Source organism: Rhizobium sp. YJ-22 (genome assembly GCF_029601685.1).
In the GTDB taxonomy this organism is placed as follows: domain Bacteria; phylum Pseudomonadota; class Alphaproteobacteria; order Rhizobiales; family Rhizobiaceae; genus Metarhizobium.
Window position 1 is genome coordinate 442812 of sequence record NZ_JARRIR010000003.1, and the last position, 14602, is coordinate 457413.

Below are 14602 nucleotides of genomic sequence, written 5' to 3' on the forward strand. Positions count from 1 at the left end.
AGACGACCATGTATCCCGATACCCGACTTTTCATCGCCGGCGAATGGACCGACAGCATAACCGGCGACACGCTGCCGGTGCTCAATCCGGCGACCGGCAGCGAGATCGGCCGCGTCGCCAAGGCGGGGTAGACCGAGATGGACCGCGCGCTTGCCGCCGCCGAGCACGCCTTCCGCCAATGGCGCAAGACGCCGGCCCGCGAGCGCGCCAGGCTGCTGCATGCCGCCGCCGACAATCTGAAGGCGCGCATCGAGGAGATCGCGCCGATCCTGACCCTGGAACAGGGCAAGCCACTGGCCGAGGCCCGCTCGGAACTGCGCAATGCCGACGACGTGATCCGCTGGTTCGCCGAAGAGGGCATCCGCTCCTATGGACGCCTCATCCCCGCCCGGCGGGGCGGGATGCAGCAGATGGTGATGAAGGAGCCGCTCGGCGTCGTCGCCGCGTTCACGCCCTGGAACTATCCGGTGGCGCAGGCGATCCGCAAGATCTCGGCCGCCCTTGCCGCCGGCTGTACCGTCATCCTCAAGGCGGCCGAGGAGGCGCCGGCCTCCTGCGCCGCGATGATCCGCGCCTTTGCCGATGCCGGCTTCCCCGACGGCGCGATCAATCTGCTCTACGGCGTTCCCGCCGAGATCTCGGAATATCTCATTCCGCATCCGGTGATCGCCAAGGTATCCTTCACCGGCTCGACGCCGGTCGGCAAACACCTGACATCGCTTGCCGGCGCGCATATGAAACGGGTGACGATGGAGCTTGGCGGCCATGCGCCCTACATCGTCTGCGCCGATGCCGATCTCGGATCCGCCGTCTCGATGCTCGCCGGCCACAAGTTCCACAATGCCGGCCAGGTCTGCATCGCCCCGACGCGGGTGCTGGTCGAGGAGTCGGTCTACGACCGGGTGCTCTCGGATTTCGTCACGGCGGCGAAGGCGGTGCGGGTCGGCGACGGCCTCAAGGACGAGGTCGACATGGGGCCGATGGCCAATGCCCGCCGGCTGGATGCCATGGACCGGCTGATCGGCGATGCCGTCGCCAGGGGCGGGCGCCTGCTCGCCGGCGGCAACCGCATCGGCAATGCCGGCTTCTTCTTCGAGCCGACGGTGCTCGCCGACGTGCCGAAGGAAGCGGCGATCATGAACGAGGAGCCCTTCGGCCCGGTCGCCGTCGTCAACCGTTTCTCGCAGGTCGACGACGCCATCGAGGAAGCCAACCGCCTGCCCTTCGGCCTCGCCGCCTACGCCTTCACCCGCTCGCAGAAAAACGCCCAGCGCTTTGCCGAGGACATTCAGACCGGAATGCTGTCGGTCAACGATTACGGGCTTGCCTATGCGGAAGTGCCCTTCAACGGCGTCAAGGATTCCGGCTATGGCTCCGAGGGCGGGCCGGAGGCGCTGGAAACGTTCCAGACGATCAAGTTCGTTTCGCAGACGAATTTATAAAAATCACTCAAATGAAATATTGACTTCATTTTTTCATTGGTGTGAAATCATTTCGATCAGAACAGACAGGAAAGACCAGCCCCAATGTCCCAGCAGGCCTACACCCTCCCGCAGCGCGCGCCGCTCTACCAAGCGCCCCCGTTCGACTACAAGGCGTTCAGCAAGGTCAGCGTCTTCTGCCGTGTCGACGAGGCGGCGATCCGCGCCGCGCTTCCGGCGCAGTTCGATATCCGGGGAGATGTGATCGAGTTCTTCATCATGGACGTGCCGGCCGGCGGCTCGCTCGGCTCCTATGCCGAGGGCGGCATCGTCGTGCCGATGAGCTACCAGGGCCGTCCCGGCGGCCATGTGCTCTACGAAATCGTCACCAACGACGATTCCATGGCAGTCGGCCGTGAGGTCTGGGGCTATCCGAAAAAGATGGGTGAAGTCGCCTGGAACGCCACCGACACCGCGATCTCGGCAAAACTCTCGCGCCGCGGCACTTCGCTGATCGAGATCGACTTCAAGGCCGACGGACCGGCCTTCGACAAGCCGGCGCTGCATCCGCGCTTCCAGACGCGCATCATTCCCTCGCCGGAAGGCGCTGCCGTCGAAACCCAGATCATCGAGAACTCGCTCGGCCAGTCCGAGACGTTGCGCCATGCCTTCGGCACTGCCGCGATCAAGGTCGGCGGCAATGCCAGCGATCCCTTCTCGGATTTCCAAATCCGCGAAATCGTCGGGGCGGAAATGATCGTCGCCAACTTCGTCCTCGCCTTCGGCAAGATCGTCGGCTGAGGGCGCCTTTCCCGGGGAGGGTGACATGCCGCATGCAAAAACCCCCGAAGCGATGTTCAGGCTCGATGAAAAGCGGGTCTTCATCACCGGTGGCGGTGGCGGCATCGGCCGCGCGGCGGCCCTGATGTTCGCCGCCTTCGGGGCGCATGTGGTGGTCCTCGACCGCGACGCGGCGGCGGCCGAAGCCGTCTGCCGCGAGGTGGCGAATGCCGGCGGCGCGGCCAGCGCCTTCGCGCTCGACGTCACCGACGAGGCCGCGGTCCTTGCCGCCTTTTCGCAGGCCGAGCGCGTGGCGGGCGGGCTGGACGTGCTGATCAACAATGCCGGCATTTCCATCCGCCGTCCCTCGACGGAACTGGCGCTGGAGGACTGGAACCGGGTCGTCTCGGTCAACCTGACCGGCCTGTTCCTCTGCTCGCGCACTGCCGCCCGATCCTGGATCGGCCGCGGCGCGCCGGGCGCGGTGATCAACACCGCCTCGATCATGAGTTATTCGGGCGGCGGCTTGCACCCGAACATTTCCTACCAGACGACCAAGGCGGGCGTCGTGAACCTGACGCGCACGCTGGCCGTCGAATGGGCCGGAAACGGCATCCGCGTCAATGCGGTGGCGCCGACCTGGGTGAGAACGCCGCTGATCGAGCCGCTGATGGCCGATGCCGGACAGATGAACACGATCCGCAGCCTGACGCCGTTGGGGCGTCTGGCCGAGCCGGAGGAGGTGGCGTCCGCCATGATCTTCCTCGCCGGTCCGGCCTCTGCCATGACCACCGGCCATGTGCTGGCGGTCGATGGCGGCTATCTCGCGAGATGAGGAGGGTGGAGCCGTAAACTCAGGGTAGTCGCATGCTCAATCACTGTCGTGAAGAATGTGTCATGTAATTTCACAGATGCGTTGCCCGCATGGGAGTTCCGTGCAAGCAATCTCAGCAAGACCAAAAAGGGGAACCACATGAACAGAACCCGTATCCTTCTTTCCGCCGCTGCGCTGCTCTTGGCATCCAGCGCCCTGCCGGCACTCGCCGCCGACATCGTGCTTGGCGGCAGCGCCCCCATGTCCGGCGCCCAGGCCGAATTCGGCCAGTCGCAGATCGACGGCGCCCAGCTCTATTTCGACCAGCTCAACGAAAAGGGCGGCATCAAGGGCAACAAGGTCGTCTTCCGGCCGCTCGACGACCGCGCCGATCCGCGCCAGGGCACGCTCGTCGCCCAGCAATTCTGCGACGACAGCGCCGTGATCGGCGTCATCGGCCACATGAACAGCGGCGTCACCATGCCGGCCCTCGACATCTATTCCGAATGCGGCATGCCGCAGGTCGTGCCGGCCACCAATCCGGAACTGATGCGCATGGGCTTCAAGACCGTCGTGCGCCCGGTCGCCAACGATTTCGTGCAAGGCGCTCTGCCGGCCAAATACGTCACCGAAAAGCTCGGCCTGAAGAAGGCGGTGCTGGTGCATGACAAGACCGTCTTCGGCCAAGGCATCGCCGGCGTGTTCAAGGACAATTTCGAAAAAGGCGGCGGCACCGTCGCCGGCACCTTTGGCGCCAATCCCGAGGACGTCGATTTCTCAGCCCTGATCGCTTCGATCAAGCTCGAAAATCCCGATGTCGTCTATATGGGCGCCGGCATGCCGCAGCTTGCTTTGTTCCTCAAGCAGATGCGCGAGCAGGGGTTGAAAGCGCAGTTCATCGGCCCGGATATCGGCTTCACCGTCGATTTCATCACCCAGGTGGGCGCGGCGTCTGCCGAAGGCGCGCTGATGACCTTCCAGCTTCCGCCTTACGACTCCTCGCCGGAGCTGAAGGATTTTACCCAGCGCCACCAGGCCCGCTTCGGCCGCGCTCCCGGCCCCTATGCCTCGCTCGGCTTCGCCAATGCGCAGGTGATGGCCGCCGCCGTCGAGAAGGCGGCATCGCTGGACCGCGAAGGCGTGCTCGCCCAGCTTCACGACGTGAAGATCGAGACGCTGCTCGGCCCGGTCGCCTTCGACGAGAACGGCGAGAACACCACCGCGCCGATGTATCTCTACGTCGTCAAGAACGGCAAGTTCGAGCTGATCAAGCAGTAACAGCCGGACGCATGTTCAATGGGGCCGGCGCGGGCAGCGCCGGCTCTCCCTCTTCGTTTTCCGCAATGCCGGCCGAGGGCCGCGGGTCGCCGCGCCTTCGCCGGAATTGCTCCAGAGGCGATCCCCGTGTTCGACTATTTCCTCCAGCAATTGATCTTCGCGCTCGCCATCGGCGCCATCTATGGCCTCATCGCGCTCGGCTACACCATGGTCTATGGCGTGATGCGGCTGATCAACTTCGCCCATGGCGAGTTCTTCATGCTCGGCCCTTACGTCTATGCCTTCGTGTTCAGCGGGCTGGTCGGCATCGGCGGGCTGATGCCGGTTCTCGATTCCGCCGTCGCCATCGTCGCGAGCTTCGTGATCGTCGGCCTGCTCGGCGTCGCCATCGAGCGCTTCGCCTATCGTCCCTTGCGCGCCTATGGGCGGCTGGCGCCGATGCTGAGCGCGCTCGGCATGTCCATCGTGCTGCAAAGCGCGGTGCGCGTCACCGTCGGCCCGCAGCCGGAGCATTTTCCGGCCATCGTTGCGAGCGAACCGATCGCAGCCCTCGGCGGCATGATGACGACGGTGCAGGTCGGCATTCTCGTCGCCGCCATCGTGCTGATGGTCGGGCTGACGCTGTTCGTCAACGGCACGCGGCTCGGCATCTGGATCCGCGCGGCCTCCGAGAGCTGGACGACGTCGAGCCTGCTCGGCATCCGCGTCAACCGCGCCGTCAGCCTGGTCTTCTTCATCGGCCCCGGCCTCGGCGCGATGGCCGGCATCATGTATGCCTCCTATTACGGCATCATGCAGCCGACCATGGGCTCGGTCATCGGCCTCAAGGCGTTCACGGCGGCGATCCTCGGCGGCATCGGCTCCATTCCCGGCGCCATGCTCGGCGGTTTCCTGCTCGGCGCCATCGAGACGTTTGGCACGGCCTTCCTGCCGATCCTCTCCGGCGGTCTCATCGGAACCGAATATCGCGATGTCTTCGCCTTCGCCGTTCTCATCCTCGTTCTTCTGTTCAAGCCCGCCGGCCTGCTCGGCGAGACCGTCTCGGAAGAAACGACCGTTGCCAAGAAGGATTACTGAGCCATGGGGAATTCGGTGATCGCAAGGCGGCTCGGGCTACTGGCGGCGCTGGCGCTCTGCGCGGTGCTGCTGGCGGTGGTGCCGCAGATGTCGCCCTATTATGTCCGCGTCGTCGACAGCATCCTGATCTATATCATCCTCGCCGTCGGCCTCAATCTGGTGGTCGGCTATGCCGGCCTGCTCGATCTCGGCTTCATCGCCTTCTATGCGGTGGGCGCCTACGCTTATGCGCTGCTGGCGAGCAACCAGTTCGGTATCCACTTGCCGTTCATCGTCATCCTGTTCATCGGAGCGGGTGTCGGGGCGCTGGCCGGCGTGCTGCTCGGCTTTCCGGTGCTGAAGCTTCGCGGCGATTACCTCGCCATCGTGACGCTCAGCTTCGGCGAAATCATCCGCATCGCCATCAACAATGCCGATGCGCTGACCAACGGGCCGCAGGGGATCGCAGCCCTCGACCGGGCCAAATTGTTCGGTCTGCCGCTGACCAGCCCGGTGCATTTCTACTGGCTGCTGCTGGCGCTGGCCTTCCTCGTCTGCGCCGGCGTCTACTTCATGGAGCGCTCGATCCTCGGCAAGGCCTGGCGGGCGCTGCGCGAAGACCAGGACGTGGTGCGCGGCCTCGGCATCAACACCACGACGCTGAAGTTGCTCGCCTTTGCGCTGAGTGCTTCCATCGGTGGGGCAGGGGGCGTGATCTTCGGCTCGTTCCAGCGCTTCGTCAGCCCGGAAAGCTTCACCTTCCAGGAATCGCTGCTGGTGGTGCTGATCATCATCATCGGCGGGGTCGGCAATATCGTCGGCGTCATCGCCGGCGCGGTGGTGCTGGTCATCCTGCCGGAAGTCCTGCATTTCGCCGCGCAATATCGCCTGCTGATCTACGGCGTCGTGCTGGTTACCGTCATCGTGCTGAGGCCCGGCGGGCTTGTCTCGCCGCGCTTCAACCTCGGCTTCATCCTTCGAAAGGTCCGGACCCTATGGCTCTCGCCCTCGAAAACGTAAGCAAGCATTTCGGCTCGCTGGTGGCGATCAAAAATCTGTCGCTTTCCTTCGACGTCGGCTCGATCTATTCGATCATCGGACCGAACGGGGCTGGAAAATCGACCGTCGTCAACATGATCGCCGGCTCCTACAGCGTCACCTCCGGCACGATCCGGCTGGGCAATACGGCATTGAACAAGCTGCCGAAGCACCGCATCGCCCGGCTCGGCGTGGCGCGCACCTACCAGAACCTGCGGCTGTTCGACGCCATGACGGTGCTGGAAAACCTGGAGGTCTGCTTCTTCCCGCAGGCCTGGCCGGGCCTGCTGACCGGCGCGAAGCGGATGGGCAAGGCGGAGCGGCTGGCGATCTGCCGCGCCTGCCTGGAGCGCTTCCACCTGTCGGACGTGGCGGAGTCCTTGGCAGGAGATCTGCCCTATGGTCGCCAGAAGATGCTGGAACTGGCGCGCGCTTTCGTCACCGAAGCGCCGATCGTGCTGCTCGACGAGCCGGCCGCCGGCCTCAACCACACCGAAACCAAGGATATGGCGGCGATGATCGCCAGCCTGAAACGCGCCGACCGCGCGATCATCCTCGTCGAGCACGACATGGACATGGTCATGTCGATCTCCGACCGCATCGACGTCTTGAACTATGGCGAGCTGCTGTGCTCCGGCACGCCGGAGCTGGTGCGCACCAATGAAAAAGTGCAGGAGGCCTATCTTGGAACCACGGAAGAACTCGACGACATCCGCAAGCTTGCTCAAAGTCGCCGGGCTCAAGGCGGGTTACGGACGAACGCAGGTCTTGTTCGGCATTGACCTCGAAGTCCGCGCCGGCGAGATCGTCACGATCATCGGGGCGAACGGGGCGGGCAAGACCTCGACCCTGCGCTCGATTTCCGGCCTGACGCAGATCTATGCCGGCGAGATCGAATTCAAGGGACGGCCGATCAAGGGGCTGCCGCCGGAGGAGATCACCCGGCTTGGCCTCGCCCATTGCCCGGAGGGTCGCCAGATCCTGCAGCGCCTCACCGTCGAGGAAAACCTGCTCGCCGGCTATATTCCCGGCCGCGGGCGCAGCTTCGACGAGATCCGCACCCAGGTCTACGACCTGTTCCCGATCCTGAAGGAGCGCCGCCATTCGCTGGCCAGCCGCATGAGCGGCGGCCAGCAGCAGATGCTGGCCATCGGCCGCTCGCTGATGGCGACGCCCGACTTGCTGATGCTCGACGAACCCTCGCTCGGGCTGGCGCCAAAGATCATCAACCAGATTTTCGAGATCATCATCATGCTCTCGAAATCCGGCATCAGCCTCGTCGTCGTCGAGCAGAATGCGGCGGTAGCGCTGGAAATCGCCGATTATGCCTATGTGATCGATGCCGGGCGCTGCTCGGTGGAGGGGGGCGCGCATAACGTGCTCAACGATCCCGATCTCAAGGCCGCCTATCTCGGCGCCTGAGGGAGGGATCATGCCGCAGTTCGAGACTTCTATCCTCATCTCCGGAGCGGCCTCCGGGATCGGGCGCGCGACCGCGCTTGCGCTGGCGAAGAACGGCGTCGCGCTGACGCTGTTCGATCGCGATGCGCCGGCCTTGTCCGCCGTTGCCGATACCTGCCGGGAACAGGGCGCGGCCGTGCTCGCCACCGTCGGCGATGCCGCGTCGGATCCGGATGTGGCCGCAGCGGTGAGCCGCGCCGTCAAGACCCATGGCTTTCTCGGCGGCGTGGTCGCCGCCGCCGGCATCGCCCGCAAGGGCGACGTCACCACGCTGTCCGACGAGACATGGCAGGCGACGCTTGCCGTCAATCTCACCGGCCCTTTCCTGCTGGCGCGGCACGCGGTGCCGCATCTGCTGCGCAACCCGGCTTCCGCCTTCGTCGCCATCAGCTCGGATTCCGGCGTGCGCGGCTCGCGCGGTTATGCCGCCTATTGCGCCTCCAAGCATGGTGTCATCGGCCTGATCCGCTGCATGGCGCTCGATCACGGGCCGCAAGGGCTGCGCAGCAATGTCGTCTGCCCCTCCTTCGTCGATACGCCGATGGCGGAAGCGCTGTTGAAGGAAGGCGGCGGCCTCTATGATCGCGCTTTCTACGAGCGGCGGGTGCCGCTCGGCCGTTTCGCCCGGCCGCAGGAGGTGGCCGATGCCGTGGCGCATCTGCTGTCGCCGCAGGCCAGCTATGCCAACGGCATGGTTTACGTGCTCGACGGCGGCACGACGGCGGGAACCTTCGGATGACAGGTGGGGACGACTGGCGCGGGATCGACGGTAAATTGCTGACGGCATTGACTTCATGAAGTATTTGCTCGATTCCATCATGAAAGTGAACTTGTCAGGTTATCTTCGATGTCCAAATCCCTTGCCGAGGCCAAGACGCCGGATCATGTCGGGAAGACGCTGCGTGAATTGCGCCGCTCCCGCCGCATCACCATCCAGCAGCTTGCCGATGGTCTGAACCGCTCGACCGGCTATGTCAGCCAGCTCGAACGCGGCCTCTCCCAGCCGACGCTGAAAGACCTCTACGCAGCCTGTACGATCTTCGGCGTGCCGATGAGCTGGTTCGTCGACCTCGAGGAAAAGCAGCCGGATGCCGAGCGGGAGAAGGATTTCATCGTGCGCGGCAGCCAGCGCCGTTTCATGCTGCATCGTGGCGCGCGCACCGAGCTTCTGACGCCGCAGCTCGATTCCGACGTCGAATTCATGATGTCGACCTTTGAGCCCGGGCTTGAGACCGAACCCAAGAACGTGCCGACCGCCGGCGCCGAATACGGCTATATCCTCAAGGGGCGGCTGGAGCTGTGGGTGGACGAGGAGAAATTCGACCTCGCCGAGGGCGACAGCTATCGCTTCAACCGCTCTTCCACCTACCGCTCCCGCAATCCGTCGAAAACCGAACCGACGATCATCATCTGGGTCGGCGTCTATAAATAGACAGGCCCAAGGCAGGCAGGACCATGACCCCATCCCTCTTCGATCCCGCGGCCTTCGCGGGCAAGGTCGCTTTCGTCTCCGGCGCCGCCTCCGGCATCGGCGCGGCGACCGCCCGGCGCCTGGCCGATCTCGGCGCAAGCCTCATCCTCGCCGACCGCGACCGGCCGCGGCTCGACAAGTTTGCCGCGACGCTCGGCAAGGCAGAGGTGCTGGCGCTGGAAACCGACGTCACCGCTTTTTCCAGCGTCGCAGAGACGATCGCGCGAGGTGTCGACCATTTCGGCGGGCTCGATCTCGCGGTGAATTCCGCCGGCATCGACTTGCCGCGCTGCCAGACCGGGGACTATCCGGCCGAACAGTGGGACAGGGTCATCGCCGTCAACCTGACCGGCGTCTTCCATGCCATGCGCCATCAGATCCCCGCCATGCTGGCGCAGGGCGGTGGCGCGATCGTCAACGTCGCCTCGATCATGGGTTTTCGCGCCTTTGCAGGCCAGCCAGCCTATACGGCGGCAAAGCACGGCGTCATCGGCCTGACGAAAGCGGCAGCACTCGATCATGCAACCCAGGGCGTGCGCGTCAACGCCGTCGCGCCGGGCTTCGTCGAAACCCCGCTGCTCAGCCATCTGAGCGACGAGAAGAAGAAGGCCGCCGCCGCGCTGCATCCGATGGACCGCCTGGGGCAGCCGGACGAAGTGACCAGCGTCATCCTCTTCCTGCTCTCGGACGCAGCGTCCTTCGTCACCGGCGCCTGCTACGAGGCGGATGGCGGCTATCTGGCAAAGTAGAGGTTTTCGCTGGCATCCGAGGCATTGCCATCCCAAAGCTGATCGGGCTGATGCGTTATGAGCCCGCGCTTGGCGGCGCGGACGCCTTGAAGCTCTTGTCCAGCAAGCTCCGACCATCGAAAGACCTGAGCGTCAATGCCCAGGAGGTGATGTCCCTGTTGTAGACGAACAACCACCGAGCATTCCTCTGCTTCAGGCCGCGGAAGAACTCCACGAATGTCGCCTCGTCCATGTCCGTTCGGTTCCATGATGGCGGAAACAAGCCTTTTCCTGCATTCAGGTGCTGCGCCAGGCTGAAATTCTCTCGATGGCCTTCGCCGGTATTGTTGGCCTGATAGAAGCCCCATCGCATGCCGGTCTTGGCGAAAACGCATTCATGGGCGCTGCCGCTACGGGCGCACAGATAGCCGTAATAGGGGCCTTTCGCCTTCAGCAAGACCTTCAGGATGGTCTCGGACGTGTCCGGGCTAAGCTCCTTCTGCTCCTGATACGGCAGATAGCCGGGATCTTTGCGGATCAGGTATTGCACCACCATATAGGCCGCACCTGAGCAGTAATCCATGTCATGCGCGGTATTGTAGCCGCTTTCCTTGCCCGGCATCGTTGCATGATAAAGCCGGCGCAGATCGGCGAGAGTCTTGCAATTGGCAAGCGCCTTGTCGAGTTGGTCGAGAGAGCGGTAGCGCCGGTCCAGCACGGCAGAAAATATCGACATAGAAGCGCGCCTCATGGGGTTGCCCAAGAGATAGGCGGACCAGGTTCCCCAAGGCAACGTCAACGAGAGAAGCCACCAAAATTGGCCGATTTATCAAATCGCAATTTCCGGCGCCAGATACCGGCGCACAACTCCGAGCTCACCTGGCCCGACAATGCCCCGTGGCTGAGCGTCGAGGCGTGAGAGGCGCGGTCCCCGGCGGTCATTCCCCTGCAAAAAACATCTGCCGCCACCGTCAGCGGCCGGGCAGCCGTGGAAAAGCGCGACAAAAGGCGAATTTTCGGGCCTGAAACGGCTCTATGTCTTTGTTTTCGAACCATTTTTAAGCGCCTGATCGTGATCGCTCCGGCGTCGTCGCCTGCGCTTCAAAGCCACTCCGACCGCCAACCATGGCGGCGCCGCCCGCCATGGATTGAGCTTTGCCATGCGTCCTTTGGCGCCGCCGGCCAAGATTATCGGCTCTAGCGCGTTGACATACGGTATACGGTATGGTTTCTTGCCCCTGCAATATTCGCCACTGACGGCAGCGACAAAGGGGGGAGAAATGTCAGAATTCGAAACGGCGCACGCGGTGGCGCAGGGTTTTGTAACCGGGCGGCGGGCGTTCCTGCGCGGCGCTCTGGCAATCGGGGCCGCATCGGTGATGCCCCTGCGGCTGGGAGCGCAGACGGTTTCCGAGGGCGTGCTGATTTTCGGCAATGCCGAACCGCCGACCTCGAATTACTGGGATCCGGCGGCCGGTTTCGGCCTGGTCGACGAGCAGGTCGCATCGCTCGTGCACGACTCGCTTCTTTCTTTCGATGCCGAAGGCAAGATCGGACCGGGCCTCGCCACGGCCTGGACGGTCAAGGATGACCGCACCGTCGCCCTGACGCTGCGCGAAGGCGTTGCCTTCCACGATGGCGCGCCTGTCACGGCCGAGGACGTCAAGGCGACCATCGACAAGCTGGGCGAAGGACAGCTTGCGCAATCCATGGTGGTCGTGCCGGGCATCACCGTAAAGATCACATCGCCGACCGAGGTGGAGGTCGTCTCGCCGGTCGCCTTCGGCGTGGTGCTGAACGCGCTCGCATTCATCAAGATTCTGCCGAAGAAGAACATCGACAATCCGGACAATTTCAAGATCGGAGCGCTTGGCTCCGGACCGTATCGCTTCGTTTCCTACAGCGGCAACGACGTGACCCTGGAAGCGAACGACTCCTGGTGGGGTGGAGCGCCGAAAATCAAGACGGTGATCTTCCGCTACATCGAGGATGCCGAAGCCCGGATCAACGCGCTTTTGACCGGCCAGGTCGACATCCTGACCCGGGTCAATGCGGAGTTTCTCTCGCGGGTCGAGGGCAATGCGGATTTCCACGTCAACAACCAGTCGCCGCCCTCTCAGATCGTCGGCCTCATGCAACACAATGGCCCGCTGGGGGATGTGAAGCTGCGCCAGGCGGTGGCCCATGCGATCGACCGCGAAGGGATCGCGGCATCGGTGATGCGCGGCCTCAATCCGGTCAACTACTCGGCGCTCCCGACCACGTCGTCCTTCTATGAGCCGCTTGAGCCGAAATTCGAGTACAATCCGGAGCGCGCACGAGAGCTTATCGCGCAATCCTCTCACGCGGACGGCGTGACGCTGCGACTGGCAACGACGACACTGGTGCCGAACCAGCTCGAAATCGACCAGATCATCGCCGCGTCACTGAAGCAGGTCGGCATTTCCGTAGAGGTGGAGCGGCTCGAGGTCGGCGCATACCGTTCCTCCTACAACACCTATGACATGACGCTCGACACGCTGGCGATCTTCAACCACGACCCCGATTTCGTGCTCGGCACCTATATCGGCGCAGCCGCTGAGCAGGTGTTTCATCTCAAGGACGAAAAATTCGAGGCGCTTCACGCCGCGCAGCGCGCCGCGACGGTGGAAGACCGCCCCGCAGCGGTAAGGGCCGCCGCCCAGTATCTTTGGGAGAACCAGATCACCTTCTTCCTGACCGACGAGATCTGGTACTCGATCGTCAACAACCGGGTGAAGGATTACACCCGCGCGCCGCTGGTCGGCGAAAACCTGGTGCCGCGCGCCTCTCGCGCCTGATGCCCATGCCGGTGGCGCGACACCGCGCTGCCGGCCGTCCACCTTATCCCGGCCGCGGGTCTTGCCGCGTTGCCCTTCAGGCGGAACTGCCATGAAATCCTATATCCTGCGGCAGGTGATCCAGGCCGCAATCGTCGTCGCGGCCATCACGGTCGCCGTCTTCGTTGTCCTGCGCCTCTCGGCCGGCGACCCGGCGCGCATTCGGGCGCCGGTATTTGCCAGGCCCGATGTCATCGAGCAATATCGCCGTGATTTCGGCATCGACCGGCCGATCATCGAGCAGCTCGGATCGTTCGTCTCCAGAGCCGTACAGGGCGATCTGGGCATGTCGTTCCGCTTTCAGGCGCCGGTGAGCGACCTGATCCTCGTGGCCTTGCCAAAAACGCTGGCGCTGGCGGGCGTCGCCCTCGTCCTGTCGATGGTGCTGGCGGTCTTGCTGGGCGCCATGGCCGCGTCCCGGCCGCGCTCGGCCTGGGCGGCGATCAGCACCGCACTTGCGACCCTTGGCCAGTCCGCGCCGGTCTTCTGGACCGGGGCGCTTCTGGTGATGCTGTTTGCGGTGAACCTGGGCTTGCTGCCTGCCGGCGGATATAATGGCTTTTCCAGCCTGGTCCTCCCGGCAATTGCGGTGGCGCTGTCGATTGTTCCCACCCAATTGCGGGTTCTGCGCAGCTCGATGCGCGGCGTGCTCGGCGAGGAATATATCCGCACGGCCCATGCATTCGGGCTGGCCCCGGCCCGCATCACCTTCGTCTACGCGCTGAAGAACGCCTTGCTGCCCCTGCTGACCGTGATCGGCGTCGATGTCGGCTACCTGCTGGGCGGCGTGATCGTCGCCGAAGTGATCTTTGCGTTTCCCGGTATCGGAGAACTGGCGCTCGTTGCGATGAAAGCGCGCGACTATCCCTTGATCCAGGGCATCACCATCGTGACGGCGAGCCTCTTCGTCCTCGTGAACCTGGTGGTGGACCTGACCTATGCCGCGATCGACCCCCGTATTCGAATGGAGCAGCCATGAACATTCTCGCCATCGGCGCACACCCCGACGATATCGAATGCAGCAGCGCCGGCACGCTCGCGCTCTATGCGCAGGCTGGACACACGATCTTCATGGCAATCGCCACGAACGGCAATGTCGGCTCGGCGACGCTCTCGCGCGAGGAAATCGCGGCTGTGCGCAAGAAGGAGCAGAAGGCGTCCTGCGACCTGATCGGCGCGGAGATGATCTGGATGGACTTCGACGACGAATGGTTGATGAACGACCGGCCGACCCGGACGCGGTTCATCGATGCCATCCGCCAGGCCGATCCGGATGTCATGTTCATCCACGCCCCGAACGACTATCATCCCGATCATCGCATCGCGGGCCAGCTTGCCGAGGACGCACGCATTCCGGCATCTGTCCGGCTGGTGGAGACGGCGCTGCCGGCGATAGGCAGGATCCCGCACATCTTCTATGTCGACAACGTCGGCGGAGTGGATTTCCAGCCGGAAGCCTATGTCGACATCTCCTCGGTCATCGAGCTGAAGAAGCAGATGCTGCTCTGCCATCAGAGCCAGGATAGCTGGATGCGGGCGGTCTATGGCGAGGATACGTCCATCACCGACCTGATGATGGCGAATGGCAGGGCGCGCGGGCTTGCCGCCGGAGCAGCCTTTGCAGAGGGATTCCGCGAGGTCCGCACCTATCCGCGCACCGGATCCTTCAACCTGTTGCCGGGGTTTGGAAAATGACC

General features: G+C 64.0%; 14 protein-coding genes and 1 pseudogene. 14 read left to right on the forward strand and 1 reads right to left on the reverse strand.

What is annotated here, in order from left to right; all coding sequences use genetic code 11:
* The first annotated feature begins 8 nt into the window (after positions 1-8).
* The 11 genes and pseudogenes from P7F60_RS10085 to P7F60_RS10135 all read left to right on the forward strand — a co-directional run bounded on the left by P7F60_RS10085 (position 9) and on the right by P7F60_RS10135 (position 10068).
* A pseudogene (locus tag P7F60_RS10085) lies at positions 9-1442 on the forward strand (NAD-dependent succinate-semialdehyde dehydrogenase).
* Positions 1443-1526: 84 nt separating this feature from the next.
* Positions 1527-2222, forward strand: coding sequence for an acetoacetate decarboxylase family protein (locus P7F60_RS10090; RefSeq protein ID WP_277917602.1), 696 nt, complete (start codon positions 1527-1529; stop codon positions 2220-2222).
* A gap of 25 nt (positions 2223-2247) precedes the next feature.
* On the forward strand, positions 2248-3036 hold the full coding sequence (locus P7F60_RS10095; protein WP_277917603.1) for an SDR family NAD(P)-dependent oxidoreductase: 789 nt from the start codon (positions 2248-2250) through the stop codon (positions 3034-3036).
* 138 nt (positions 3037-3174) lie between these two features.
* Positions 3175-4293 carry a branched-chain amino acid ABC transporter substrate-binding protein gene (locus tag P7F60_RS10100; RefSeq protein WP_277917604.1) on the forward strand — a complete coding sequence of 373 codons (1119 nt, stop codon included), beginning with the start codon at positions 3175-3177 and terminating at the stop codon, positions 4291-4293.
* A gap of 126 nt (positions 4294-4419) precedes the next feature.
* On the forward strand, positions 4420-5370 hold the full coding sequence (locus P7F60_RS10105) for a branched-chain amino acid ABC transporter permease (RefSeq protein WP_277917605.1): 951 nt from the start codon (positions 4420-4422) through the stop codon (positions 5368-5370).
* A gap of 3 nt (positions 5371-5373) precedes the next feature.
* The gene (locus tag P7F60_RS10110) at positions 5374-6369 is read left to right on the forward strand and encodes a branched-chain amino acid ABC transporter permease (RefSeq protein ID WP_277917606.1); all 996 of its coding nucleotides are present in this window, start codon (positions 5374-5376) and stop codon (positions 6367-6369) included.
* Positions 6345-7169: an ABC transporter ATP-binding protein gene (locus P7F60_RS10115; protein WP_277917607.1), complete on the forward strand. Its 825-nt coding sequence runs from the start codon at positions 6345-6347 to the stop codon at positions 7167-7169. Before P7F60_RS10110 ends, P7F60_RS10115 begins: the two co-directional genes overlap by 25 nt.
* A complete protein-coding gene (locus tag P7F60_RS10120; protein ID WP_277917608.1) occupies positions 7108-7809 on the forward strand; it encodes an ABC transporter ATP-binding protein in 702 nt (233 codons plus the stop codon). The genes P7F60_RS10115 and P7F60_RS10120 overlap by 62 nt, the downstream gene beginning before the upstream one ends.
* Positions 7810-7819: 10 nt before the next feature.
* A complete protein-coding gene (locus P7F60_RS10125) occupies positions 7820-8587 on the forward strand; it encodes an SDR family oxidoreductase (protein ID WP_277917609.1) in 768 nt (255 codons plus the stop codon).
* A gap of 108 nt (positions 8588-8695) precedes the next feature.
* Entirely contained in the window at positions 8696-9280 is a 585-nt protein-coding gene (locus P7F60_RS10130) for an XRE family transcriptional regulator (protein ID WP_277917610.1), read from the forward strand.
* Positions 9281-9303: 23 nt separating this feature from the next.
* Complete coding sequence (locus P7F60_RS10135) at positions 9304-10068, forward strand: SDR family NAD(P)-dependent oxidoreductase (RefSeq protein WP_277917611.1); 765 nt, start codon at positions 9304-9306, stop codon at positions 10066-10068.
* 55 nt (positions 10069-10123) lie between these two features.
* On the opposite strand, the gene P7F60_RS10140 is transcribed toward P7F60_RS10135, so the two are convergent.
* Complete coding sequence (locus P7F60_RS10140) at positions 10124-10846, reverse strand: hypothetical protein (protein WP_277917612.1); 723 nt, start codon at positions 10844-10846, stop codon at positions 10124-10126.
* 481 nt (positions 10847-11327) lie between these two features.
* Here P7F60_RS10140 and P7F60_RS10145 point away from each other — a divergent pair, with 481 nt between their 5' ends.
* The 3 genes from P7F60_RS10145 to P7F60_RS10155 all read left to right on the forward strand — a co-directional run bounded on the left by P7F60_RS10145 (position 11328) and on the right by P7F60_RS10155 (position 14600).
* Positions 11328-12866 (forward strand): ABC transporter substrate-binding protein, encoded by a 1539-nt coding sequence (locus tag P7F60_RS10145; protein ID WP_277917613.1) that lies wholly within the window; start codon positions 11328-11330, stop codon positions 12864-12866.
* 91 nt (positions 12867-12957) lie between these two features.
* Positions 12958-13884: an ABC transporter permease gene (locus P7F60_RS10150; RefSeq protein WP_277917614.1), complete on the forward strand. Its 927-nt coding sequence runs from the start codon at positions 12958-12960 to the stop codon at positions 13882-13884.
* On the forward strand, positions 13881-14600 hold the full coding sequence (locus P7F60_RS10155; protein ID WP_277917615.1) for a PIG-L deacetylase family protein: 720 nt from the start codon (positions 13881-13883) through the stop codon (positions 14598-14600). The genes P7F60_RS10150 and P7F60_RS10155 overlap by 4 nt, the downstream gene beginning before the upstream one ends.
* Positions 14601-14602 lie beyond the last annotated feature (2 nt).

What these genes read in the sequence shown, in the direction of transcription:
- P7F60_RS10145 (WP_277917613.1), top strand. Translation starts at nt 11,328, where the DNA reads ATGTCAGAATTCGAAACGGCGCACGCGGTGGCGCAGGGTTTTGTAACC.
- P7F60_RS10135 (WP_277917611.1), top strand. Translation starts at nt 9,304, where the DNA reads ATGACCCCATCCCTCTTCGATCCCGCGGCCTTCGCGGGCAAGGTCGCT.
- P7F60_RS10095 (WP_277917603.1), top strand. Translation starts at nt 2,248, where the DNA reads ATGCCGCATGCAAAAACCCCCGAAGCGATGTTCAGGCTCGATGAAAAG.
- P7F60_RS10125 (WP_277917609.1), top strand. Translation starts at nt 7,820, where the DNA reads ATGCCGCAGTTCGAGACTTCTATCCTCATCTCCGGAGCGGCCTCCGGG.
- P7F60_RS10155 (WP_277917615.1), top strand. Translation starts at nt 13,881, where the DNA reads ATGAACATTCTCGCCATCGGCGCACACCCCGACGATATCGAATGCAGC.
- P7F60_RS10130 (WP_277917610.1), top strand. Translation starts at nt 8,696, where the DNA reads ATGTCCAAATCCCTTGCCGAGGCCAAGACGCCGGATCATGTCGGGAAG.
- P7F60_RS10090 (WP_277917602.1), top strand. Translation starts at nt 1,527, where the DNA reads ATGTCCCAGCAGGCCTACACCCTCCCGCAGCGCGCGCCGCTCTACCAA.
- P7F60_RS10150 (WP_277917614.1), top strand. Translation starts at nt 12,958, where the DNA reads ATGAAATCCTATATCCTGCGGCAGGTGATCCAGGCCGCAATCGTCGTC.
- P7F60_RS10110 (WP_277917606.1), top strand. Translation starts at nt 5,374, where the DNA reads ATGGGGAATTCGGTGATCGCAAGGCGGCTCGGGCTACTGGCGGCGCTG.
- P7F60_RS10115 (WP_277917607.1), top strand. Translation starts at nt 6,345, where the DNA reads ATGGCTCTCGCCCTCGAAAACGTAAGCAAGCATTTCGGCTCGCTGGTG.
- P7F60_RS10100 (WP_277917604.1), top strand. Translation starts at nt 3,175, where the DNA reads ATGAACAGAACCCGTATCCTTCTTTCCGCCGCTGCGCTGCTCTTGGCA.